16 protein-coding genes are annotated in these 24,923 nt (G+C 42.3%); 2 read left to right on the top strand and 14 right to left on the bottom strand.

The features are described 5' to 3' along the window. Positions 1 to 177 precede the first annotated feature (177 nt). From MUCPA_RS19565 to MUCPA_RS19515, 11 genes are all read right to left on the bottom strand, one after another. On the bottom strand, positions 178 to 2,499 hold the full coding sequence (locus MUCPA_RS19565) for a GH92 family glycosyl hydrolase (protein WP_008508806.1): 2,322 nt from the start codon (positions 2,497 to 2,499) through the stop codon (positions 178 to 180). 8 nt (positions 2,500 to 2,507) lie between these two features. Next, on the bottom strand, positions 2,508 to 3,047 hold the full coding sequence (locus tag MUCPA_RS19560) for a TlpA family protein disulfide reductase (RefSeq protein WP_008508805.1): 540 nt from the start codon (positions 3,045 to 3,047) through the stop codon (positions 2,508 to 2,510). 22 nt (positions 3,048 to 3,069) lie between these two features. Continuing rightward, complete coding sequence (locus MUCPA_RS19555) at positions 3,070 to 4,956, bottom strand: protein-disulfide reductase DsbD domain-containing protein (RefSeq protein ID WP_008508804.1); 1,887 nt, start codon at positions 4,954 to 4,956, stop codon at positions 3,070 to 3,072. Between the two features lie 11 nt (positions 4,957 to 4,967). Then, positions 4,968 to 6,101 carry a TlpA disulfide reductase family protein gene (locus MUCPA_RS19550; RefSeq protein WP_008508803.1) on the bottom strand — a complete coding sequence of 378 codons (1,134 nt, stop codon included), beginning with the start codon at positions 6,099 to 6,101 and terminating at the stop codon, positions 4,968 to 4,970. 106 nt (positions 6,102 to 6,207) lie between these two features. After that, on the bottom strand, positions 6,208 to 7,137 hold the full coding sequence (locus tag MUCPA_RS19545) for a hypothetical protein (protein WP_008508801.1): 930 nt from the start codon (positions 7,135 to 7,137) through the stop codon (positions 6,208 to 6,210). 227 nt (positions 7,138 to 7,364) lie between these two features. Then, positions 7,365 to 8,783 carry a PKD-like family lipoprotein gene (locus MUCPA_RS19540; RefSeq protein ID WP_008508799.1) on the bottom strand — a complete coding sequence of 473 codons (1,419 nt, stop codon included), beginning with the start codon at positions 8,781 to 8,783 and terminating at the stop codon, positions 7,365 to 7,367. Positions 8,784 to 8,804: 21 nt separating this feature from the next. Continuing rightward, positions 8,805 to 9,638, bottom strand: a complete 834-nt coding sequence (locus MUCPA_RS19535; protein ID WP_008508797.1) for a DUF4843 domain-containing protein — start codon at positions 9,636 to 9,638, stop codon at positions 8,805 to 8,807. A gap of 10 nt (positions 9,639 to 9,648) precedes the next feature. Continuing rightward, positions 9,649 to 11,142, bottom strand: a complete 1,494-nt coding sequence (locus tag MUCPA_RS19530; RefSeq protein ID WP_008508796.1) for a RagB/SusD family nutrient uptake outer membrane protein — start codon at positions 11,140 to 11,142, stop codon at positions 9,649 to 9,651. Between the two features lie 10 nt (positions 11,143 to 11,152). Next, the gene (locus MUCPA_RS19525) at positions 11,153 to 14,566 is read right to left on the bottom strand and encodes a SusC/RagA family TonB-linked outer membrane protein (RefSeq protein ID WP_008508794.1); all 3,414 of its coding nucleotides are present in this window, start codon (positions 14,564 to 14,566) and stop codon (positions 11,153 to 11,155) included. Between the two features lie 215 nt (positions 14,567 to 14,781). Further along, a complete protein-coding gene (locus MUCPA_RS19520; RefSeq protein WP_008508792.1) occupies positions 14,782 to 15,954 on the bottom strand; it encodes a FecR family protein in 1,173 nt (390 codons plus the stop codon). Between the two features lie 187 nt (positions 15,955 to 16,141). After that, positions 16,142 to 16,720 carry an RNA polymerase sigma factor gene (locus tag MUCPA_RS19515; protein WP_008508791.1) on the bottom strand — a complete coding sequence of 193 codons (579 nt, stop codon included), beginning with the start codon at positions 16,718 to 16,720 and terminating at the stop codon, positions 16,142 to 16,144. 348 nt (positions 16,721 to 17,068) lie between these two features. Between MUCPA_RS19515 and MUCPA_RS36275 the strand changes: the two genes are divergently transcribed. Then, the gene (locus tag MUCPA_RS36275) at positions 17,069 to 18,457 is read left to right on the top strand and encodes a tail fiber protein (RefSeq protein ID WP_008508789.1); all 1,389 of its coding nucleotides are present in this window, start codon (positions 17,069 to 17,071) and stop codon (positions 18,455 to 18,457) included. 149 nt (positions 18,458 to 18,606) lie between these two features. Here the strand turns inward: MUCPA_RS36275 and MUCPA_RS19505 are convergent, their stop codons facing one another. From MUCPA_RS19505 to MUCPA_RS19495, 3 genes are read right to left on the bottom strand one after another with little or no spacing between them, the layout of a single operon-like run. Continuing rightward, positions 18,607 to 19,296 carry a response regulator transcription factor gene (locus MUCPA_RS19505; protein ID WP_008508787.1) on the bottom strand — a complete coding sequence of 230 codons (690 nt, stop codon included), beginning with the start codon at positions 19,294 to 19,296 and terminating at the stop codon, positions 18,607 to 18,609. Between the two features lie 7 nt (positions 19,297 to 19,303). After that, positions 19,304 to 20,947 (bottom strand): sensor histidine kinase, encoded by a 1,644-nt coding sequence (locus MUCPA_RS19500; protein ID WP_008508784.1) that lies wholly within the window; start codon positions 20,945 to 20,947, stop codon positions 19,304 to 19,306. A gap of 13 nt (positions 20,948 to 20,960) precedes the next feature. Continuing rightward, entirely contained in the window at positions 20,961 to 22,856 is a 1,896-nt protein-coding gene (locus tag MUCPA_RS19495; protein WP_008508783.1) for a S9 family peptidase, read from the bottom strand. 201 nt (positions 22,857 to 23,057) lie between these two features. On the opposite strand from MUCPA_RS19495, the gene MUCPA_RS19490 reads away from it, so the two are divergent. Then, on the top strand, positions 23,058 to 24,917 hold the full coding sequence (locus tag MUCPA_RS19490; protein WP_008508781.1) for a tetratricopeptide repeat protein: 1,860 nt from the start codon (positions 23,058 to 23,060) through the stop codon (positions 24,915 to 24,917). Positions 24,918 to 24,923 lie beyond the last annotated feature (6 nt).

Genomic DNA, 24,923 nt, shown 5'->3' with positions numbered 1-24,923 from the left:
TCATTAAGAAGCTGATTATTAGCAAAGCACCTCTCTCCTACAGTCGTTGAGGAGGAACGACATTTGAAAGACATCTTAAACTATGTCATTGCGAGGTACGAAGCAATCTCTACTTAAGCAGGGCGACCGTGCAGTTTCGCCCTGTATAGCCTCAGCGATTGCAACGACACTTTTTTTTCAATACCCCCACACCGGCGGCTTATCCTCCGGCTTAGTTCCCCACGCTTTATTAGGCTTCGCGCCCATGGCAAATTCAAGCCTGCTTCCACTAACAATATCTCCTTGTGTGATATACGTTTTATGATAAGGCTTGCCATTAAGCTTAACAGATTGAATATAGGGATTGGCGGCCCCTGGGTTATTTACATCAACAGTGAATGTTTTCCCATCGGCCACGGGTATCTCCGCATGTTTTAGTACCGGCGAACCTATAGCGTAAACGCCATTAGCCGGGTTTACCGGATAAAACCCCATCGCGCTGAAAATGTACCAGGCCGACATCTGCCCACAATCCTCGTTCCCTGCGTAGCCGGATGACGAATTATTGTACAGGGTATTTAAAATCCGTGAAACATACATTTGTGTTTTCCAGGGCTGGCCCGAATAATCGTACAGGTAAGCAATGTGATGACTCGGCTCGTTACCGTGCGCGTACTGCCCAATAAAGCCTGAAGCATTGCCATTTTTTTCGGCACTTTTATCTTCGAGGGTAAAAAACTGGTCGAGTTTGGCATTGAATGCAGCATCACCCCCAACCAGGCCGATAAGGCCTTCTACGTTTTGGGGTACATACCAAAAGTATTGCCAGGCGTTACCTTCGGTATAGGGGTTGCCACCGTTGCCGCCGTATTGTAAAGGGTTAAATGGTTCCAGCCAGTTACCGTCTTTCTTCTTAGCCTGAAAAAAGCCGGTTTTGGTATTATACAGGTTTCTATAAAATTCCGACCGCTTTATAAAGCGGTTATAGTCGTCAGTTTTATTTAACTTTTTAGCCAGTTGGGCCACGCACCAATCATCATAAGCTGTTTCGAGTGTAATGGATACCGATTGCGACTGTATATCTTCGGGTATATACTGATATTTTTCCCAAGTGCTGAATGGCGAGCCGGGATGATCTGTAAGCAAAGAGGCTTTTACAGCCTGGTAAGCCTTTTCTACATCAAAACCCTTAATACCTTTAAATGCAGCGTCAACAATCACGGGAATAGCGTGATTGCCTATCATGCAGTAATTTTCATCGCCCCATAACTGCCAGATGGGTAAGTAGCCATAGCTGGTATACTGCCTCATCATGCTGTTGATAAAGGCCGCAGTTTTTTCGGACTGCACCAAAGTATATAAAGGATGTGCCGCGCGGTAAGTATCCCAAAGCGAAAACGTGGAGTAATGAGCTTTATCGGGCGCGTTGGCAATGCTAAGGTCGGTAGCCTGGTAATCGCCGTTTACATCAGCTATATTATTGGGCTGTGTAAAAGCGTGGTAAAGGCCAGTGTAAAATATCTCTTTCTGTGTTTGGGTACCGTCGATCTTTATTTTACTGAGTTCTGTTTCCCATTTGTTACTGCTTTGTGTACTTACCCGGTCAAAATCCCAGCCGGGCAGTTCGACGCTTAGGTTTTGCCTCGCGTTTTCCATACTCACCGGAGAAAGCGCCACTTTAACCAGCACCTGCTCATTATCCGTGGTGTTGAAATTCAGCGCGGCTTTTAAGTTGGAACCATTGATAACGGAAAGATCCCGGTGTTGGCTGCTGCCGCTAACGAGCGTAGCGCTATCAAAAGGTTTTGAAAACTCAGCGTGGAAGTACACCTTACGCAGTTTGGCCCAGCCGGTAATAATGCGGTATCCTTCGATGGTATGCTGATCAATAACCCGGATCTCCGCACCAATAATTTTACAGGCCCAGTAATCGCGTTTTTTATTCAGCGAGTGATTCAGGTCGATCAGAATATGCGACTGGCTATTTTGGGGGAAAGTATAACGGTGCATACCCACATGTACTGTCGACGTTAATTCAGCTTTTATACCGTAATCTTTAAGCATTACACTGTAATAGCCTGGCCCTGCGGTTTCTTCACCGTGGGTATAGGCAGAGCGGTATCCGCTGCCTTTTTGTTCGGCGTTGCCGGGTTCTGTTTTGAGTTCCCCGGTTGTTGGCATCAGCAATACATCGAACAAATCGGATACCCCGGTTCCGCTTAAATGCGTATGACTGAACCCAACAATGGTTTTATCATTATAATCGTAACCAGATGCCGGATCGTCAGGCCCATCCTGCGTATCCGGACTCAACTGCACAAAACCGAACGGCACAGTGGCGCCCGGGAAATTACTCCCCGAAAGGCTGTTTTTATCAACCGCCCCTGTGCCTATCAAGGGTTTTACATAGCTTACTAACCTGGCCGGACCGCTGTTTTGCGCGTAAGATAGCTGCTGCGATGCCGCTAAAATAACTAACAACGATTTTTTTATTACCCCGGCCAACTTGTTGTTTTTCATGATGTGTATTAATGTTTGAATATTTTTTTGAGTTGATCGTCGGTTTCTTCTTTGGCGGGGTTAATCGTTACTACCTTCCCTTCATCATCCAGCATCATTACAAACGGAACAGACGCTATCCCCAAAGATAACATTAAGGTGGAAGCATCCATCCCGGCATCGTAATGATCAATTACCTGGGGCCAGGGCATGGCTTCTTTAAGCATAGCGTTTTTCCAGGCCTTATTATTCTGATCGATGGATACGCTTAAAATTTCAAATCCATCGGCATGATACTTTTGATATAATTGTTTAAGATGCGGAATAGATGCCCTGCAAGGCATACACCACGATGCCCAGAAATCAACTAATACCACCTTACCTTTAACTGATGACATTTTGATAGCTGTGCCATCGGGCGTTTGCAAGGTAAATTGAGGAAGGGTTTTACCTATTGTGAGGTTAGGCTTGGTTAAGGTATCGGCCCCTATCGGGCCGGATGCTTTTGCCGCCTGGTTAATGTAAACAAAGGTGAAAACCAGCGATAAAATTCTGATGTATAATTTCATTTAAAGGATATTTTACCGACGATTATAAAACCTGCAATTCTACCATCTTTCTTTTAGGTGGAAAGCATTTGTTGTTATCACAAACCTGGTAATACAGCCCGCATTTAATTACCGAGCCTGCCTTTAATGCCGATGTACTGATCTCTGTTTTAAAGCTCGCCTGCTCTTCCCAAACAAACATGCCCTCGCCACCCGCAAAGGGAATACCGGCTGAACTTTGCCACTCGGGTAAACCTTTCGTCCCATCAGGCAGCTCCAATATCACTTCGGTTTGAATAAAAGGGCTGCCATCGGGCACGTAGGCGTAAATATGCCAGCCTTTTAAAATATGTGCATCAATTACAATCTTCTTTTTATCTTTTGTACTTCCTTCTTCCAGTTTAGCAGTCACAGCAACCGGGTCAGTAAGCGTGGGCCCTGCACTTACCGAAGCTATATTGGCCGGTGAAACCGGCCTTACCGCGGCCGTGGTATTTTTATTATAGGTGTTCACCATAAATTTAAAGCCGCCCGCTTCGGTATAAAATAAATTGGCTTTGTTTTTTGTGAGCCAGTTGCGCCATTCGGCAGCGCTGGCAAACTTTTCGGTAGTATAACGCTCCAATACCCTTTGGGCCAAAGCAGCATCTTCATTTTTTTCAAGCATCAGGATACATTTTTCCAGTATCTGCACTTTGCGGTTAGAGATACCCAATTTTTGCGCATCCGGATCTAACTGCAGCGAATAGGAACCTGAAGGATAGAAATATTCGTAATTATCGTGATAATATTGGTGATACAATTTGGTATTGGTGCCAAACCTGGCAAATAGTTCCTCGCCGTTGTAGCCTTTTAAGTAGTGCTCAAAGCTTTCCATATCGTTAGTTACGGGCATTTTTAGAAACATCTCGTTCCCATGGCCAATATCTTCGCCCTTGGCTTTTCTGTCTTTAAGCGCCTGTTGCAATTTAAGCAAACGGATGTTACCCTCCCGGCGGGAAACAAGGGCCTTTTGGTACAGCGCCTTATCCGTACGATACACCAGTTCGTCTATCAGTTCACGATTTTCAATCTGTACTTTTTTTACGATAGGCAACTGATGATCAAACTTCTTGATATAGCAAATGGCATTCACAAAAACATCCTTTGCCTCGTCCGTCATGTGATCGGGAGACGCCGAAAAGCCCCACATCAAATAATTGCCATGTCGGCCTAAGGCGACGGCCTCGGCATTTTTTAAACAAACCCCACCCGAGATGGCTTCCGCGTCGGGCGAATCATTAAAACCTTCACCATGGGCTACCATACCGATGATGTATTTCTCTTTTTCTCCGGGCTCTTCTTTAACCACTTTCCACATCGGCATTTGCTTAGGCGTAGTAGCACCCTGAAAACCGTTGTAGAACGAGCCGGGTGTTGGCCTGATTACCAGAGTAAGGTTTACCTTGTTTGGTGTGTTAAAAATCTCGTGTTTGGTGTTGATGTTTAGCGCGTCGTCTTCCAGGCACTGGCAGTACCAATCAAACTTGAGGCCAATGGGCATACCTACGTTAGGCGCCATTTCATGCAGTAATACCATAGGCCTGTCAAAATCAGCGGGTAACTTTACAGGCCCGGCATCTAAAATGGTTACGTCAAACTTGTCGGACATAGCCGCAGTATAATCCCTTACATCCACTACCTCGGCTTGAGCAAAGCGGGTTTCTAAAAAAGCCTTAAAATCGGCCATGCGCGTTTTATACGCTTTTTCAATTGCCCCGGCAGCGGTACTGTAATAATTGACATGAGCTGGCATAGGCTTTTCTGGGTTATAGCCTACATACAATACTTTAAGCGGCAATTTAGCGGCACCTGCTACAGGTGCCTTGTTAAATGCAACAGCCTGAGCCGTTGTAATTAACAATAGTAAAAACAAAAAAAATCTTCTCATCACATTAGGTTTTAGTTAAAAATTTCGGCAAGCTTTTTATTAAGCGGCTCGCCCCGTAGATCCTTCCCGATAATTTTGCCTTCGCGATCGATCAGGAAAAAAGCAGGCACGCCATTAACGCCATATACTCTGGCTGCCGCGTTGTTTGAGCCCTTCAGGTCCGACACCTGCAGCCAGGGTAAGCCGTCTTCTTCAATTGCCGCCAGCCACCGCTTTTTATCGGTGTCAACCGATACGGAAATGATCTCGAAGCCCTTATCCTTGTATAACTTATACTGGGTTTTCAGGTTCGGGCTTTCGGCACGGCAGGGCTCGCACCAGCTTGCCCAAAAATCAATCAGTACTACCTTACCTTTTAAATCGGCTAAAGAAACCGGCTTACCGCTAACATTATTCATGGTAAACAGGGGGGCCGTTTTGCCGAGAGACGTTATACTTACCGATTTTAAACGCTGGGCCAGCTTTACGCCTACATCCGTTGCCCTTAGTTTTTCATCTAAGGCATCATAAATGGGTTGCAGTTTAGCCACGTTAAAATGACCCGAAGCTTCAGATAGTGCTTCCAAGCCGAAATAAGAATGGGGATTGTTTTTTGCGAATTCAAATTGCTTTTTCGACCTTACCACCCAGATCTGGTTGTATTTATCACGCTGGGCCTTGATGTATGTGGTGTCTTTTTGTTGCTCTGGCGTACCGCGTGCAAATTCGGCATTAGCCGCCTTAATCAGGTCGATAAAATAACCTCCTATAGCCTTGTTGTAAGCCTGATAGTCCTCGTAAACTATCGAACCGCTAAATTTGGCGTTGCTCAACGAATCGTTTGAGCTGAGGGTTATCTTTTCTTTTCCAAAATCAAAATAAATAGCATCGGCATCACCCTTGTAAATGGCAGTATTTTTACCCTCACCCTGATGCGCCATCGCCATACGGGCGGTAGAAATGTATTTGATCGTTCCCGAAAAACTGAATGTGCCGTTAACAACAGCCGATGAATCTTCATGGCTAACGCCATTGTCCATATAATCCAGGTAAACCATTACAGGTTTATCCAGTTTGCCAATTTTACCAGTAAGGCTAAAATTGCTGGTTTGTGCCGCCGCCGCTATGGGCAGCAATACCGTAAATAATAAAATCCTGATTTTCATAGCTTCTGTTTTTAAGTTTTATGATTTTGTAAGCACCCTGTAATATGAGTATTGTATTTAGGAGCTGAAATGCGCCTTGCATCCTGGTTCTTACATCTTGATTCTTTTAGTAAGGGTATTTTACGTTTGGAAAATCCTCCTGCGCGTTTTTTAGTTCCTGCTCCCATGCCATATTCCAGCCGAAGGCTATCGTGGCCTGCGCCTTCAGGTTTACGCCTGCCGCGCCGCTCCAGAAGTGTATAAACTCACCAAATTTTAAATCGCGTGTGTACTCAAAACCATGAGCATTGGTTTTTTTAGGGAAATTTTGCGAAAGCAAAACAAAGTACTTGCTTAAAACTGCCGCTTTACCATATTGGTTATAGATGGGATAAAACCAGTTTTTAAACCATTGCGACCGCGAAGAAGGAAAATTATCATACTGCGTTTGCATCTGGTTAAAAACCTTAGCAGCCTCTTCGGGTCGGCCGATATTGATCAGTACATCATAGATGTAAATTTCCATGAACTTACTATCGCCCCAGATCACATCCGATGGCGAGCCTTTAACACCGTTATTGGCCCCGCATATAATGTGCCCGGTCTCGTGGATAGGAATATTCAGGTTATTATCAGATGCCACCGTCCAGTCCTGGCTGCCAACGTCAATCATATTGCGGTAATCGTGCGCGGCATCAAAATAAGATCCTGGGTGGCCTTCACCGGTATAAATACCCTGGTGCATGACCACATATAGCCTGGACGAATCGCCAAAGTTGCCATAAGTTTTTTTGGCGTAAGCCCATACTTTAGCAAAAACGGTATCGGGCCAGGTTACCTTACGATCCATCGCGTCATCATAATACAAAGCCTGGTTATTATCGTAAAAAACACGTTTTAACAGCGAGTTATGCTCAAACCAATGCTCCTGCCAGGTTGAAGGCGGCGGGCCGCCATAGGTGATAGCTGGCGAGGCGTTATTGGATTTACTACAAGCATTGAGCAGCATCATGATTAATAATCCCGATGCCAGGATGGTATATTGAAATGTCTTCATGGTTTTGTTTGAATGTTTTTTTAAGAAGGGTATCAAAAACAGCGCTAAGCCAAATGTTTCAATGATAACTTACAAACAGCTGTAATTAGAAATCATCATCTTAATCTTATTTGTGGGATAGCTAATAAAAAGCTAAAGCAACAGGCATGCAGCTGTAATTATAATCATACTATTGACCAAGGAGAGAAGCAGCCTCTATTCGCGGCTTCTCTCCTGATCATATCAATTTATTTCCTGATCACGATATCCACCGGCGTGCCTGGGATACCATTGATGGTTTGGGTGATCACTCCGTTTTTACCTACACTTACATCTAAGGTGATAACGCTTCCATCAACACCCGCCGTCAGGGTATTTCCGTCAACACTTAATTTTAACATGGTTACCTTTTTACCGCCAAAATTGGCATCAAGTGTACGCAGATCTTCATTTATAGGGTTGTAGCGGTATATTTTATCATTGGATGTGAAATAAAATATATCAACCGCCGACCGTTGCCATTTACTATCAGCCTGTACCAGGGCCGAGCCTTTAAATACGCGCTTGTATGTTGGCAGTATCTTTCGGGCGCTATAATCATCCATACTTAGCGTAAAGGCCAGCTCATAAATTGTTTCGCTGGCATCTCTAAAATAGGCATAAGATGTACCCGATACGGCCTGCATAAATACCAGGTCAGCCATCCCGATGTTTTTAGGATCGAAGGCGGAACCCACTACGGTATAATCGCTCCCCATATAGTTGCCGCCCCCATCAAACGATACAAAAGCTTTATATTTGGTATCAAACCCGAAGTAGAAATTAGCTGTATGTGTAAAATATTTAGACAAAGTGTAGTCGCCCGCCTGCGGGTTTGAAAACTTTCCAAAATCGGGAGCATACGGTGCTGTAGAAGTAATACTGATATAAAGCTTATTATTAATTACCCCAGTAGGCCACCCTGATGCACCTTCAAAGTAGGAAGGCACAATGGTTGCCGGCGGGCTAAAAAACTGCTCGTTAAAATATTTTTTTCTGAGCATGGTGCTGCCATTAATTATTACGCTGTTTTTTGTCGGATCCTGGCAAACTACCCAGTAATCATCAACCGTGTTGGGCTGATAAGCCAAAGGCTTTGCATAAAGTTGAACCGGGTTAGCTGGTAAATTTTCGCCATGTAAGGTGAAATATAAATTAGATAATACGGTTTTATCATCCGGTTTGATGAACGATAGCATGGTTACCCCATTTTGTACGCTTAATACGGTTTTTCCGGTTGAAAACTGCGTACCGCCCAAAATTTTAAACGGATAAAAATACTTGAGCCCGTTGCGGTTATCAGTAACGGTTAACTTGGCTGAACGAAGCCCAGGGCTTAGGTTATAAATCATTTTGAGCGGGTAACCGGTAATGCTCACGGTGCGCGCTTCTTCCGATACCGTTATTTCCCACAGGTAAGAAAGATCCTTCAGCGGGTCGGCATCAGCTATTTTAACCGTTGGCTTTAATATCAACGAGTCGCCTACCAGCGCGTTAAAGGTACTGTCGGTAAATTTGGTAACCACCGGTTCCGACGGGGGCGAGTAACTATAATTGCCAAGGTCCTTTTTGCAGCCATAAACAAAAGCCGCAAAAAGTATAAATATGAATATCCTGATATATTTCATGATCTTAGTTTTGATTTTTGATTATACATTGATCTGGTTTCCGTTCTCGTCGATGAAAACATACTTATTGGCCGCCTTAAAATATTTCAGATAAAACTTTTTGGTTGGCGTATTCACATTATAAAAATCATAATCGCCGGTACCGTCGTTTCGTGGAGTTAATACATAACCTTTAGCGGGGTTTTGTTGTACCCAATCAAACGGATAGTTTAAAAACACCCGCATGTTATCCACATAAAAAAGCGCGCGTGGTATTTGCAGATAGGCATCAGGCATGCTCAGGTCAACCAGGTTGGTAGTACCCGATGAGATTAAAAACAACTGATGCTTTACACGGCTATATTGCCCCAGCCAGTATTTCCACCAAGCGGGTTGCTCCAGGCGATTTGAAAAATAGATCTTCTTACTGCGAAGATCTTCAGGAAGACTTGAACCAAAATCGGTACCGCCTGATACCCGAACCACCAATACAACCGATTTGGAGGTAAGAGCGGTATCTGTATTTTTAATAATCACCGGGATATGTACCAAACCTGAATCCGCTGGCATGGTATACGATGGCTTTAAAGCCTCATAGTGCAGGTTACGAATAGCCGTACTGGAACCTTCAACTACGCTGAGCTGAAATTTCCGGTCGTGGTTTACCCGTTTGCCAGAGATGGTTATCGGGAGCCACACGGTATCCCTATCAACACCCTGTACGTATGCAAACGAATACACCAGGCTATCGGTAGTAGGATAATTAGGGTAATAAATGGCAATATTATCCTGAGAATTGTAAGTGAGCAGACTCTCTTTTTTACAACCAAACGCCAGGGCGCAAATTATAACGACAAAAAATATATTCCTTTTCATAAAATAACAATTAATTGTTTCTGTAAGCCAGTTCGTCGTTTGGCAGCGGAAATACGAATATTTGGTTACTTGGCGGCTGCACCTGCGTAACCGATATGGTAACCGCGTGGTTTAACCTCTTGTACATAAAAAATATCTGGCTCTCTCCGTAAAACTCCTTACGGGCATCGGTTAAAAGCAAATCGATAAACGTATTTCTATCAGTAACATTAGCTACTGTATAAGAGCCAATCCCCCTTTTTTGACGTAAGGTATTGAAGTAAGCAAGCGCTTGCGTAGGATTGGTATCAAAACTGGCTTCGGCCGCTATATAATACATTTCGCTCAAACGGATGGCGGGTGCAACTAATGGGTGCAGGTTGGTTGAAGGAGAAGTGTTTTTAATATACTTTTGTAAGATTGCCCGGTTAGGTGAATTATTTCCAGGTGACCTGGATAAAAACCATTGTCTAAGCCGCCAATCTTCAGAGCCCGCCTGGGCTTTTTCGTAAATATCATTTACCTGATCAACCGTAGCGCTTAAAGACGGGTTATCTCCGGTAAATAAGCCGATAAGCTCATTATTAATATCGTTATTATCAATATACCAGGCGGAGATGAGTTCCTTATAAAATATACGATCCACTAATGTTACATCGGTCGACAGGAAATCTTTGCTATCTGTGAACGGAAATTTTTGCGAGTTGATTACTTCCTGCGCATTTGCAAGGGCGTTTACCAGGTCGTTTTTGTAAAGATAGGCACGTGCCAATTCGCCGCATACTGTATAATAGTTCATGCGGTGGCGCCTGTTTTGCAAAAACAGATCGGAGTTTGTAGTTTCTGTAGACTTGGTATCAGCCGGAGCTGGGTAACCTACCACGTATGACGTGCTTAATATCGGGTCGGATGTTTTTAATAAAGCCTTGGCTGCAGTAAGGTCGGCTATAATTGAATTAAGCGCTACCGAAACCGTTGAGAACGGCGCGCTTTTAGTGCTGATCTCGGTAACATAAGGGATGCCCTTTAAGGTTGCTCCGTTTTTATAAGATGGCGCAAACATGCGGAGCAGATCAAAATGCAGGTAAGCCCGCACCGTTAAAGCCTCGCCTTTAATGAGCGCATAATTATTGCCTGTAAATAAGGCTTTATGCTGATCAATAGCGCCAAGAATGTAATTGCAGTTAGCTATACCGCGGTAGCCAGATCCCCAGATCTGGGCAATGGTATTCACAGTGGATGTTTGTGAATAGTCAAAATTGGCAATACTACGTGAGATCTGCAAATTGGAATCGCTGAATTCATAATTCTGACCAAGGATATCCAGCATGCCAAAAGTTAAATTACCTCCGTATAATGCCTGCGACGCACAATAAGTATAAACTCCGTTTAAGGCTTCCTTAAAGCCTTCCTCGGTACTAAACAACTGGTCGGCGTCAACTTGCGATTCGGGCTTTACATCTAAAAATTTGCTGCACGATGTAAGGGCCAGCATGGTTACGATGATGTATATATATTTCTTCATTTTGATTAAATTAAAATGTAGCATTTAAAGCACATGTTAAGCTGCGGGCATACGGATAATTAATGCCCCGCTCCATCTGCACGCTGGAAGCGTGGAAAATATCATTTGCCGTTAATGAAATCCTTAAGGACTGAAAGCCTATTTTTTTAGCCAATGGGCGTTTTAAATCGTAGGATAGATACAGCGATTGAAGCTCAATCAGGTTATCTTTTTCAACAAAGCGCGAGGTAGCATACGAAGTACCCAAATCGGCGATGTTTTTATACAAAGCAACATCACCCGCTTTTGTCCACCGTTGGCTAAGCGCCCGGCTATCCACGTTAAAGCGCGGATCGGCATTCTCAACCCTGTCAACCAAGGTTTGGTTAAACATATCGCCACCAAATTTGTAATGGAAACTAAAGCTGAATAAAAACTGCTTGTAGGTAATATTACTTCCAAAATACCCTTCTGCTTTGGGGGTAGCGTCGCCTACTGGTTGTGTATCGGCCACATCATATACATAAGTTAGCGTGCCATCCTTCTTCACTAATATTTCCTTTCCGTTTTCTGGATCAATCCCTAATGATTTTACAGCGTAAATGGTATTTAAAGATTGCCCTTCCTGAAAACGGAGCAACGGGGTTCCCTGCAGGTTGTTTTTGGTATTGGCCTGCGTTGTATCGGTTTTGTAGTTATAAGATTTTAAAGCATTGGATATTTTAACAATCTTGTTGGTATTATGCGCCAGGTTGGCTGTGATATTAATATTGATGTTCTTGGCTTTATAAGCGTTTGCAGTTAAATACAACTCATAACCCCTGTTTGCCATATCGCCCAGATTGGCTTTATAGGTACTATAACCGGTAGAAGGCGCTATGTTGATATCGGTAACTAAACCCTTGGTTAGCTTATAGTAGTACTTGGGAGTAAGTAAAATACGATCATGAAACAAACCAAGCTCAAGGCCCAAATCATAGCTGGTAGCTTTTTGCCATTGCAAATCCTCGTTACCATAAGCATCAACCAAAGCACCTAAACCGGTTGAATACCAGTTGGAAGTTTGGTAGGTATAAGTTGTTTTTGACAATGATGGCGGAAAATCTACCGACCCTGTTAAGCCAGCTGTAGCCGTTAACTTAAACCGTGATATGGCCGGGAATTGGTGCATAAATTCTTCTTTATGCATGTTCCAGCCTATGCCGCCCGACCAGAAAGGTGCAAATCTTTTATTTGCGCCAAAGGCCGACGAGCCATCAAGGCGGAAAGTTCCATCAAACAGGTATTTATCTTTATAGGAATAGCTGCCGCTGAAAAACGAACCAACCAGCCTGGTTAAAGTGATATCGCCCTGCGGCGCCGAATCAGGAGTGTAAGTTCTGGCGAAACCGATATTGGTAAATTCGTCATTAGCAAATCCGCGTGCCTGGAAAGCTTTATAATCGCTCCTGGTAGATGTAATATTTGATCCCAATAAGGCATTAATGGCATGGTCGCCAATCTGTTTATTAAAAACAAACCTCACGTTACCGTCTAATGCCAGCGTATTGGTGTTACTGTAATCGTAACTCCCCCTGTTTTGTATGTTTGAGTCAGTGTAATAGGTATTGCTGAAAGGTGAAACATACTTATCCGTCGAGTTTTTATTAATGTTAGCACTCATTAATCCTACAAAACGTAGCGCAGGTGTTATTTTCCAGTCTATCGAAAAAGCGTCAACAATTTCCAGGTAGGATGCTTTATCAAAATTGCCCAAACTTGCTTCGTAAAGCGGGTTATATACCGGTTCTGATTTATATTGCTGGGCTCCGCTTTGATGGGTATCCACTATCCAGTTGGCAAGCTCCCTAATCAGGTTTCCATTGGCGTCCCTGATGGGGTAATAAGGCTCCATCTTTACATAGGTTGAAAAATCGCCGTATTTTGAGTTTACCGAGTTTACCTGTGTAACAGTTACTTCGTTTTTAAATAAAAGGCTGCGGCTGGGGTTATAATTAAAGTTCATACCGCCGCTGTACCTATCGCGGGTAGAGCCCTTCATTACACCTGGGTTGGTTTGGTAGCGCAAATTAATGCCGTACCTAAACGAAGTATCGCCCCCTTCGGCATACAAAGAATGTTTTTGGCCGTAGGTATTTTGCAAGGGCTGTGCCAGCCAATACGTATTTACACCGCTTACCACGTTTTTTAACTTGGCGTTATATTCCTGATCTAAAACATCCTGGGTAGTACCGGCGCCGGCTTTGTATAAACCGGCCAGTTTTTCATACTGTAGCTTTTGAGTGGCATCCAATACGTGATAGTCGGACAGATCGGGCGCGGTAACGTTCAACTCATAATTGTAGGATAGCTGCAACTTACCGGCTACGGGAATTTTGGTGGTGATTACAATAACGCCGTTGGCCGCTCTTGAACCGTATACTGCCGTAGCGGCAGCATCTTTCAAAATGGTTACGCTGGCTATCCGGTTAATATCCAGATCGGTCACTTTTTGTAAAGTAACCTCAAAACCATCCAGGATAAACGTTGGCAAGTTATAGGTACTCGCCAGGTTATTACGGTCGATAAGATCGCCATTGAGGGATGGCAACGTAGTAGAACCGCGCACGCTGATTTTAGCAAGAGAATTAGGGTTAGATCCCGATAAGTTGTTATCCGCTATCCTGAAGGACGGATCGAACGACGCAATACTCTTGATGATATCGTTCGGGTTTAAGCGTTTTAAGTCGTCGCCTTTAATGGTGATGGCCGAACCTGTATAGTTGTCTTTTTTAATGGTTTGATAACCGGTAACCACTACATCGGCAATCACATTTACCTGCGGCGCAAGCCTCACCACGATTGGCTTGACATCAATCACCCTAACCTCTTTAGGCTTATAACCTACAAACGAGAATACCAGGATATCGCCGGGCTGGGCATCGATAGTAAATTCGCCTTTGCCGTTGGTTTGCGCGCCCGATGATGCTACATTCTTCACCCTGATGTTTACGCCTGGTATAGTGGCCAGGCTTACCGAATCCAATACCTTACCTGTTACCGGTATTTTGGCATTTACCGGATCGGTAAGCTTAGTATCGGGCACTTTATTTCTGATTACTACCGTTTTATCAATAATGGTATAAGTAAGATCATAATTTGATAAACAGGTATTGAGTGCCTCGGCCAGCGAAACATTATTCAATTTAACATTAACTGTTTTACCGGTGATATTTACTTTTCCGCTGTAAAAAAATACATATCCCGTTTGCTGTTTAATGTCTTTAAAGATGCTTTCCAGCGATGCATTTTTCCTGGAAATGGTTACATTTTGCGAATAAGTTGCCGCTGATAAATGCATAACGCCAACAAGCAATAAAATGGTAGTGAGTTTCATCACTAAGAGGAATTTGTACTTTACCCTCCGTATTGAGCATACGGCATTGTAAAGAAAAGTTAATTTCATACTTTTGAGTAAGATTGGGTTAATAAAATGCAGCGCTATGTCAACATCCTGCTGCCTTGACCTTTTTTGCGGCTGGAAGCGGTGAGAGGCTTCCGGCCTTTTTTGTCTTTTTAAATTATTGGCCTATTGTAGTTTTATTATCATAGTTATGGAGTTTTAAGGGGTTTAATAAATAGTTAATTAGTCAGTTAATTATTATAAGTTCAGATTATCAATCAGGGTTTGTTATAAGATACCTTTACCGTTTTGCCCTCAACATCAAACTTTACATTGTTGAGCTCCAATATTTCAAATACCCCGGCAAGGTTGCTGTTCCTCGGTATTTCGCCAAAGTACTTTTCGCTGGGCAAATTATCTGCGTAAACCACATTAATATCATACCAGCGGCAAACCTGGCGCATAACCGATTTGATATCATCATTATCGAACGAGAAAACTCCGTTTTTCCAGGCCGTTTCCTTATCCAGGTTGGCCTTACGTGTGATGATGGTGCCATTCCCGTTTCTATTGATAACAGCCTTTTCTCCCGGAACAATGATCCCTGAGTTTTTACCCGAAACAATTTTAACCGAGCCTTCCAATAAAGTTGTTTGAAGGGCGCTTTCATCCGCGTAAGCGTTCACATTAAAGTGAGTACCCAGCACCTCGATGGTTTGCAAGTCCGACTTTACCTTGAAAGGCATATCCGGGTTCCGGGCCACTTCAAAATAAGCTTCACCATTGAGCGTAACCAAACGCTCCTCACCATGAAACGATGCCGGATAACTTAAAGAAGACGCTGCGTTAAGCCATACCTTTGTACCATCGGGCAAAATCACTTTATATTGCCCGCCTCTTGGTGTTGTAATTGTATTTTGTAACCCGGCTGCGGTATTTTTATCGTCGGCCAATACGTTGTAAACAATCTGCCCGTCGGCCGTTTTGGTAATGCGTACACCGGCTTGTTGGGCAATCTCGCCTTGAGCTGCACCATCCAAAATGATTTTTTTTCCGCTGGCCAGCGTAAGCATAGCTTTATTTCCACCCGGTACAATGCCTTTATAAGCATTGGCCGCCATTTGCTTTTTAGCACTCTTGGGTACAAAAAAGAAAGCTGCGATTGAAAGAAAGATCAGAACCGAAGCCGCCGCCAAGTATTTTTGCCACATAGGCCTAGCCACCATATCAATTGATTTTTTTTGATATGGGCCTATCTGTACATCAATAATATCCTTAATCTGTTCTTTCAGGAAAAGGTAATCATCTTCATTTTCACTGGTAATCAGATCTTCATTTAGCTCAAACGTGTTATAGTATGTCTCTAAAAATTTAATCTCTTCTGTTGTGGCCGTACCTAAGCGGTATTTACTCAAAATTTGTATAAAGTATTGCCTTTGCGCGTAGTTCATTATAACCTCTTATACCTACATGAGTCAAAAAAATCAAAATAGCCCACGCTAATTAAAAATATTTTAACTTTTTTTTAACAAAAAGATATTTCAACCTTAATTAAGGTAACACTATGGCAATAAAATAGAAGAAACATTACATTCAGAACATATTAAACAAGCAATTGACAGAAGAAAAAGTCAATTTTTATTTTTGATGCAACAAAAACAGCAGATGCAACAAAATAAGCGAGTCTTTTAAGGTGGCGAGCGCCTTACCAATTTGATTCCGAACCGTTTTCGGGGAAATTTGCAACCTATCGGCAATTTCCTGGCTCGAAAGACCTTCATTAAACCGCAATTTAAATATAATAGCTTGCTGCGCGGGCAAAGCTGCTACCAACGCATCAAAAGCTTTTAAAAATTCCGCGTGCAACATTTTGGCATCCGGCCCACCGGCAGGGCTTTCCAGGTTGTTAACCGCATCGGGCAGGGCGGCATATTTGCCCTCTTTCTCCATGTACTTAAAAACCCCGTTACGGGCCGCCACAAACAAATAGGCCGGAAGGTTTTCTATCAACGATGCAGTACCCCTGATCCAGAGCTGAACAAAAATATCCTGCGCTATATCCTGCGCCTGCCCGGCATTGTTAAGCCGCTTATAGGCGGCATTATAAACCTGTTTCCAATATTTGCCATACAAAATATCAAAAGCCAGCTTATTGCCCCTACTTAATTGCAGCAAAAGTTCAGCCTCATCCGCGTTATCCAAATAATCCCGGCTCATGTAGCTTTAAATTGCTTGGATACCGAGCATAATATAGTAGCGTAAAATATCATGCAAATTAAATCAATGCTAAGTATCCGTAAAGATAATTATTTTATGACTGATTGCCGAAAGGGAATTAATGGGTTACCGATGGGCCTTACGTTACACAAGAAATACCATGCAGCGTTAGCAAAGTCCCATTGACGCTATGGCTGAAAAAACATAAATCATACGCTATCAAAACACTACAAACCATGTAAATATTGCATATATTTATCCGTATGAAGAAATTATACACCTTAATAACTTCATGATAACACTATAATTAACTTAACTTAATCATCAACAATAAAACCCCCTTATTCAATGAAAAAAATAATACTAATAGCCGCATTAATTATTAACGCAAACTTTGCCAGCGCTCAATGGACTACAGCGAGCACAACCGGTGATTATTGGCTCCCCACTGGTAATGCGGGTATTGGCATCTCCGCACCAACAACTAAACTACATGTTTTTGTTGAGAATAATGGCTTAAATATTATCGCGGGCTTGCAAAACCATACTGGCAACTCATCTGGTGGAAACGCTGTGGGAATTGGCTTTTTAAATGAAGTAGCCGGAAGCTATTGGAAGGCGGCCATTGTGCACGAAAGAACCGGCGGCTTTGGCGTTGGTAGCCTTAAATTTTTAGTAAGTAGCACTGTCGATGCCAGTATGGTTAGTTTAGCCGATACCAAAATGACTATATTACCATCGGGCAATGTGGGTATCGGTACAACAAGACCCCAAAGAAACCTTGATCTTTCAACTACAGGGCAGCTTACCTTTGGTGATAACCCGGTCACTAATTCCAACAGCGGTATGTATTGGAGTAGTGGCGATCGGTACGGCATATACCGCACAGCTGGCGAATGGCAAGGAAGCGCATTGCAGCAATTGCGCATTCAGTTTGACTCCGGTATTCAACTTGGTGCCGGAACTGGCAATAGCACCACCGAACACGACAAAAGTTATGTGGAAGTTGTAAATGGTAAAGGCCTTATGGTTTCTTCGGGCGGCCTTGGCATCGGCACCACTGCACCGTCAACCAAATTACATGTCTCAGTTAATAATAATGGCTTAAACATCGTCACAGGCTTGCAAAACCAAAACATCACCTCAAACGGTGGAAACGCCGTAGGAATCGGCTTTATAAATGAAGGCGCCGGCGCAACTTATTGGAAAGCGTCCATTGTGCATGAAAGAACCAATGCATACGGAGTTGGCAGCCTTAAATTTTTAGTAAGCAGCGCAACCGATCAAAGTACGGTTACTTTAGCCGATACAAAAATGACCATATTACCATCGGGCAATATTGGGGTTGGCACAACCGCCCCCGACCAAAAATTAACAGTAAACGGAACTATCCACTCCAAAGAAGTAAAGGTTGACCTGAGCGTGCCTGCTCCTGATTATGTATTTAATACCGGCTACAACCTGATAAACCTTAATGAATTAAAAAACTATGTAACCAAGTATCATCACTTACCTGAGATACCTTCGGCTGCGCAAATGACCAAAGATGGTATAGACCTTGGCGATATGAATACCAAGCTGTTAAAAAAGGTAGAAGAACTAACCTTATACCTGATTGAGAAAGAACAACAGGTTAAGGAGATTAAAGAAACGCAACAAATAGAGAATCAAAAACTACAGGAGCAGCTCAAAATAATGCAGGAGCAGCTTCGTAGTATCATTAGCAAAAAAAGCTAAGCATTAAAAAAGAAAGAGGTTTCACCCGCAGGTAAAACCTCTTTCTTTTTTTTAATACCATTCCTATTTACAAATTGAGGAACACTACTGCTGTAGATTAAAACGGCGGATAAGCTACATCTACTTTATAATAGCCGAATCTACTCTTATCACTCATAAACAAACTTATACCCAATACCCCTAACCGTTTGCAGGTATTGAGGCGAATCTGGATTGTTCTCTATTTTTTTTCGGAGCCTTACAATGTGCATATCCAGGGTACGGGTATTTACATCGGCGTTGTAACCCCAAACTTCCATCATCAGTTCTTCGCGGTTAATTACTTTGTTTTTATTCTTCAGGAAATAGAGCAAAATACGGTTCTCTAAAATGGTGAGCTCAATTTTACGGCCATCCCTTAACAAAGTATGCGTATTGGGATGATGCTCCATATTGGCAAACTTGTACGATTCGGATTTTTCGTTGTTCAGGGTAAACTTGATCTTGTTATCAATCATAGCCACCAAAACATCCATATTAAAGGGCTTGGTGATATAATCGGACACACCAAACTGGTAGGCTTCAATTTTATCCACGTCCTGCGCCTTCGCCGTCATCATAATTACCAATTTATCAAATCCCTTATCACGTATTGAGGTACATACTTCGGATCCCTGCTTCCCGGGCAGCATCCAGTCCAGCAAAACAATGTCGGGCATTTCTTCCATAATCATTTTTTCCGCCTTGTCACCATCTTCAGCCTCCAAAACTTTATAGCCTTCTAATTCCAACCGTTCCGCAACCAAAAATCTCAGATTTTCGTCGTCTTCTACTAAAGCAATTTTTATTTCCTTGTTCATATATCAGTTAATATGGCAGTACGATTTTAAACTCCGAACCCTCGTTAACCTTACTGCTTACGGATATTTCCCCGTTCATAAAATTAACAAGTTCCTTGCAGAAAGCCAAGCCTAAGCCCACGCTTCCATTCTGGTTATATTGGCTCTGTATCCTGTAAAACTTTTTAAATATGTTATCTATTTCGTTTTTGGGAATACCGATACCTTTATCCTTAAATAAAAATACGATATCTTTTCGTACGCGTTCCACCACAATATGCTGTTCCTTACGCTGAGGAGGCGAATATTTATATGCGTTCTCTATCATATTCTGAAAAATGCTCCCCAGCAATACCGGGTCCGATTCAAAACTTTTTACGTTTTTAACTTCGTAAGTCAGGTTAAAAGCGGGATATTTTATTTTAAAGGTATCAATATAACTCTGAACAAAAGGTTCAATCTCGATAGCTTCCTTTTTTAAATGTATCGATTTATTTTCAAGCTGCGTAAACGAGAGGAGCTTATTCATCAATTCGTTCAGCTTATCGGCCTCCTCATCCAAAATTTTACCGTAATGCATTCTTTGCCTGTCGGTAAGCTGAGTATCGCTACGCAAGTTTGACCCGGCAATTTTTATTACGCTAACCGGCGTTTTAAACTCATGTGTAAAATTATTTATAAAATCGTACTGCAGTTTAAATAGTTTGTGATTCACGTTCAGGTTGCGGTAAATAAGCCAGCCAATAACCACAATAAACAAATATACGGCCAAAACCAAACCTGTTACCGGTAAAAAACGACGAATAGTTTCTCTGGTGATAAAATTTTTGTCGGATTGGAAATAGAGTTTATAGTCGGAAAAGGTGCCAGGCAATGCAATCTCGGTAAACATCTCAGCGTCGTTATTGTCCAATGGATCATAAACCACCTGCCTGATGCTGATATGCTCATATAGTTCAGGATGGGTATTCTTAATCTGCAGACTAAATGGATTGAGATAAAAGGTCATCATATCCTGCTGGTAAATGGATGAGGGTGCCTTGCTGGTCAATAAATCTTTATAAATTTTAAGTTCTTCCCGTCGCGGGTTGTTGATATAGCTTATCTTATTGGGCTTAATATCATAAAAGGTTTTAAAAAGTTCGTCGGCGCTGTACACTCTTGATGTATCGGCCACTTTAATAAAGCTGCTCAGCTTTAGAGCCATCAATTTAAAATCCTCAATATTTTTGTCCGTATTAATCCTGGTACCTTTTAACTGATGATCAAGGCCAGGCGCAAAATTAAAAACACCCTTAACAGTGATACTTAAATTACCGCTTTTTACGGTAGCCTGCTTTTTATGATTGCTGATATCGAAATGATAAAAATCGATACTTTTTACAAACGGATAATTACTAAATACAGAATCGGCGTATTTGGATGCCGAGGCTTCGTTCAAAAAACCCTGATAAGCGGTAATTTCGGGAATCTTGTTTTGAAAAAAATCGTTATAAGGCAATATGGTTTTTTCCAGTACCTCAATTTTATTCGAATAAAATTCGTTTTCAACATATTTTCGGGTAAGGCCATAGGCTATCAACAAAGCTGCTATTAAAATAGCCGATATCAGCACAATAAATGCTATAATCAGCGAAAAGCTTTTACGGTATATACTTTCCTTTTTCGTCATCGGGCGGGCTGCCTCATTTCTTTCCGAGCAGGTTAATTTCCAAAAACTTCTCCAGTTCAGTATACATTTGCAACCTGTTACGCTCCCGCTGGCTATGATCGCCGTTCCTGGTATTGTTAACCAAGATGTAGTTTACGCTTACTTTTCGCTTTTTAAGTTCCCTTACAAACTGATTCAATTCGCTCATGTTAGCATGAGGGTCGCGGGCGCTTTGATAAATCAGCAGCGGAACTTTTATTTTATCGGTATTAAAAACCGGCGATATGGCCCTAAACATATCGGCATCAGTTTCGGGGTTACCTACTTTTTCGTATATCATGCTCAGGTATGGCTTCAGGTAAGGCGGAACATCCTTTACAAAGGTGAAAAAGTTAATAAGACCGTATTGAACAGCCGCGCAACTGTATAACCCGGGATTAAAGGATACACCGTACAGGGCAGAAAAACCGCCGAAAGCCGTTCCGAATATGCCGATCTGTTTAGGATTAGCTATTTTTTTAGCAATAAGCCATTTTACACCATCGGTTATATCTTGCTGCATTTTGCCACCAACCTGTTTAAAGCCTGCGCTGTAAAATTTTTTTCCATAGCCGGTTGAGCCACGATAGTTAACCTGAAAAACGCCGTATCCGCGGTTAGCTAAAAACTGCACCTCGGCGCTATACCCCCAGGTATTACGTCGCCAGGGGTCGGCGTGCGGTATAACTACAATAGGCAAATTTTCGGCGCGGCGCCCGGCAGGAAGTGTTAAATAACCATTAATTAAGGTACCGTCACTCGCCTTAAACGATATCGGCTTCATCTCGCAAAGGTCGGCCGGGTTAATCCGCGGGTCCCGGTCGTTCAATTTAACCAGTTTTTTATCCGCTACCGAGTACAAATAAAACAGGCCCGCATTGCGATCATTATAAGTACTGATTAAAAAATGGCTTTCCGAACTATCACGATCGATAATTCTGATTTCGTTGTCAGGCAACTGCTGCGAAACATCATCATATATCGCCTTAACTCCATCGTTTAAGAAGTGCTTTTGGGGCTTGGCTTCCGCCCAGGATACCATCTCAAGTCTGTGTTTTCTTTTAGAGTAAGATACATCTTCAATATCCGCATTGGCATTTTCATAAATTACCTTTTCCTCCTTACCATTTTCGGCATTAATTTCTACCAAAGCGGTTTTATCCCTGTTTACATTGGATAAAGCATAGAAGTAGTTTTTCGCCCCTGTAAAAGCCACAGGTTCAACCATATTTTTGAAATTATTTACAATGATCGACCTGAATTTCGAATCGTCATTTTCTCTGAAAAGTATGGTTTCGTTAACACCATCAGATGCTTTGGCCAGCCTGATCTTGCCATCTGCATCTGGAAACCACTCCGTGATGTTGCCAGGATTTTTGATGTACATTTTCAGCTCGCCGGTTTTAGTGTTCATCCGGTAAACGTCAATAGCCGACGAATCCCTCTTGTTCATGCTGATGGTAATGACATCCGGATTATTAGGATTTCGATTTAACAGCCTGAAATTAACTTTGCCGGTAGTGAGCAACGTGCTTTTTTGCAAGGTTGCCGCATTAATGGCGAACATTTGAAACTGGTTAAGCTCAAATATATTCTTGATGAGGATGATCTGGTTATTGTATGTCCAGAAATAATCGCGAACGGAGTAATCCAAAAACGATGTAGCCATACGTTCTGTCCCGTCGGCCAGGGTTTTGATATAAATGTTTTGCTTACCCTTAAAACGTTTTAGGTACGAAATGTATTTACCATCCGGCGAAATATGGAACACACTTTTATCCGGCGGATTAAAAAAATCGCCTATCGGTATTGGCGGCACCTTCTTATTATTGCATGAGCAAACAGCAATAATAACCGCAACACAAAAAAGCTTTTTAAAATGGTTTAACATTTAGATATACAATCCCCCCGTTTACTTTTACTAGATTTAGGTTAAATTATAAAATGTATTCGACTAAGTGCAAAATGTCACTACAATTTTACCGGTTTGCAATTTTATAATTTCTCCAAATACAAGCATACACAAAAAATCGTTTTAATACTTTATTTTTGATTATATGAAATATTCACTTGCCTTAATGCTTTGCTTATCATGAATATTTTATGCCGTACTATAGGTGCAGCTACCTATCAATTTTTATCCGGGGCCAATAAATTACTGCTTAGCATGGTTATTTTATTGAGCAGTTTAACGCTTTGTGCACAGGTTGAAGAGCTGCAACTGGCCCGGCAGTTTAGCCAAAACGGAGAGCCTCAAAAAGCGGCAGACATTTATCAAAAGCTTTATAAACAAAATAACGAGAGCTTTTATTCCTTTTACTACCAGAGCTTAATGAGCCTAAAAAAGTTTGACGAAGCCGAAAGCGTCACCAAAAAGATGATGCATAAGCATCCTGAGGATACTCAATATGCTATAGCGCTTGGAAGCTTGTATCATGAAAAAGGGAATCAGGATAAAGCGGATGCTATTTATAATGATGTGATTAAAAATCTGCCGGCAGATCAGTTCGCAATTAATAATACCGCCATGCAGTTTTACCAGGCCGAAAACATTGACTATGCCATCAAGGCCTTTTTACAAGGGCGAAAGATTTTGCATAATGATGATTTGTACAGTAACGAAATGGTGAGCCTCTACCGTTACAAGCATGATAAAGTAAACATGATTAACGAGTATCTGCGGCTGTTACTGAATCATCCCGATTATATCACACAGGCAAAAAACACCATGGCGATGTTGTTTGACGGCGCTACCGATTATGATATACTTAAAGTTGCCCTGTTAAAAGTCATACAACAATATCCGCAAGAAACCATATTTGCCGACCTGCTCACCTGGCAATATTTGCAACAAAAACAATTTGCCGCTGCCCTTAACCAGGCTTTGGGACTCAACCGTCGCCAAAATGACGGAGGTGCCAGCATATTTGACCTCTGCCAAACGCTGGTATCAAACATGGCTTATGATGAAGCTATACGCGGATACGAATACGTAATCAGCAAAGGCAGTAATCAGGAGTATTATATACCCGCAAAAATTGAATTGCTTAATACCAAAAATTTAAAAATAACCGAAGGCAAGTATACCGCAGCCGACCTCACCTCGCTTGAAAAGGACTACCTGGGTTTACTTACCGAATTTGGGCGCAACAGCAATACTGCATTTGCCATGCAAAGGTTGGCCAATTTACAGGCCTTTAAACTGCATCAATTAAACGATGCTCAAAAACTATTGGAAGAGACTGTTAATATACCCAACTTAAGGCCTAACCTGCTCGCCGCTTGTAAATTGGATCTGGGTGATGTTTACCTGCTGAACAACAGGCCATGGGATGCTACGTTAACCTACAGCCAGGTAGAAAAAGGCTATCCCGGCACTAATATTGGCCAGGAAGCACAATACCGTAATGCTAAACTGGCTTATTATACCGGCGACTTTACCTGGGCCAAAGGGCAACTTGATGTACTTAAAGCAGCCACATCACAATTAATTGCTAATGATGCCCTCAACTTATCCTTGTTAATTAGCGACCATACCGCTTTTGACAGCACAGGCAATGCCTTAAAAATGTATGCCCGTGCAGATTTGTTAATTTACAAGCAAGACCCCGACAAAGCAGTAATAACTTTGGATAGCATTGATAAAGTTTTTCCGGGTAATACTTTAACCGATGATATATTAATGGCCAAGGCCCGGATATTGATCCAAAAAAAGGATTACCAACTGGCTTTGGCACCATTACAAGATATTGAGAAAAACCATGCTTCGGGTTTATGGGCAGATGATGCTGTATTTATGCTGGGCGATATTTATGAGAATCATCTAAACGATAAAGCAAAGGCCCAAATCTGTTATCAAAAGATCATTACCGATTACCCTGGCAGCACCTGGCTGAATGAGGCCCGCAAACGCTTCAGAACATTACGTGGCGATTTGCCCGCAGGCTCTTAAAAATTT

This window comes from Mucilaginibacter paludis DSM 18603 (assembly GCF_000166195.2).
Taxonomy (GTDB): Bacteria; Bacteroidota; Bacteroidia; order Sphingobacteriales; family Sphingobacteriaceae; genus Mucilaginibacter; species Mucilaginibacter paludis.
Note: the sequence above shows the minus strand (reverse complement) of the source record. Positions and strands in the feature narration are given on the sequence as shown.

Coding starts and splice junctions, on each gene's coding strand:
- MUCPA_RS36275 (WP_008508789.1), top strand. CDS start 17,069: ATGAAAAAAATAATACTAATAGCCGCATTAATTATTAACGCAAACTTT.
- MUCPA_RS19550 (WP_008508803.1), bottom strand. CDS start 6,101: ATGAAAATCAGGATTTTATTATTTACGGTATTGCTGCCCATAGCGGCG.
- MUCPA_RS19545 (WP_008508801.1), bottom strand. CDS start 7,137: ATGAAGACATTTCAATATACCATCCTGGCATCGGGATTATTAATCATG.
- MUCPA_RS19535 (WP_008508797.1), bottom strand. CDS start 9,638: ATGAAAAGGAATATATTTTTTGTCGTTATAATTTGCGCCCTGGCGTTT.
- MUCPA_RS19555 (WP_008508804.1), bottom strand. CDS start 4,956: ATGAGAAGATTTTTTTTGTTTTTACTATTGTTAATTACAACGGCTCAG.
- MUCPA_RS19515 (WP_008508791.1), bottom strand. CDS start 16,720: ATGAGCCGGGATTATTTGGATAACGCGGATGAGGCTGAACTTTTGCTG.
- MUCPA_RS19490 (WP_008508781.1), top strand. CDS start 23,058: ATGAATATTTTATGCCGTACTATAGGTGCAGCTACCTATCAATTTTTA.
- MUCPA_RS19505 (WP_008508787.1), bottom strand. CDS start 19,296: ATGAACAAGGAAATAAAAATTGCTTTAGTAGAAGACGACGAAAATCTG.
- MUCPA_RS19530 (WP_008508796.1), bottom strand. CDS start 11,142: ATGAAGAAATATATATACATCATCGTAACCATGCTGGCCCTTACATCG.
- MUCPA_RS19495 (WP_008508783.1), bottom strand. CDS start 22,856: ATGTTAAACCATTTTAAAAAGCTTTTTTGTGTTGCGGTTATTATTGCT.
- MUCPA_RS19565 (WP_008508806.1), bottom strand. CDS start 2,499: ATGAAAAACAACAAGTTGGCCGGGGTAATAAAAAAATCGTTGTTAGTT.
- MUCPA_RS19560 (WP_008508805.1), bottom strand. CDS start 3,047: ATGAAATTATACATCAGAATTTTATCGCTGGTTTTCACCTTTGTTTAC.
- MUCPA_RS19500 (WP_008508784.1), bottom strand. CDS start 20,947: ATGACGAAAAAGGAAAGTATATACCGTAAAAGCTTTTCGCTGATTATA.
- MUCPA_RS19540 (WP_008508799.1), bottom strand. CDS start 8,783: ATGAAATATATCAGGATATTCATATTTATACTTTTTGCGGCTTTTGTT.
- MUCPA_RS19520 (WP_008508792.1), bottom strand. CDS start 15,954: ATGAACTACGCGCAAAGGCAATACTTTATACAAATTTTGAGTAAATAC.
- MUCPA_RS19525 (WP_008508794.1), bottom strand. CDS start 14,566: ATGAAATTAACTTTTCTTTACAATGCCGTATGCTCAATACGGAGGGTA.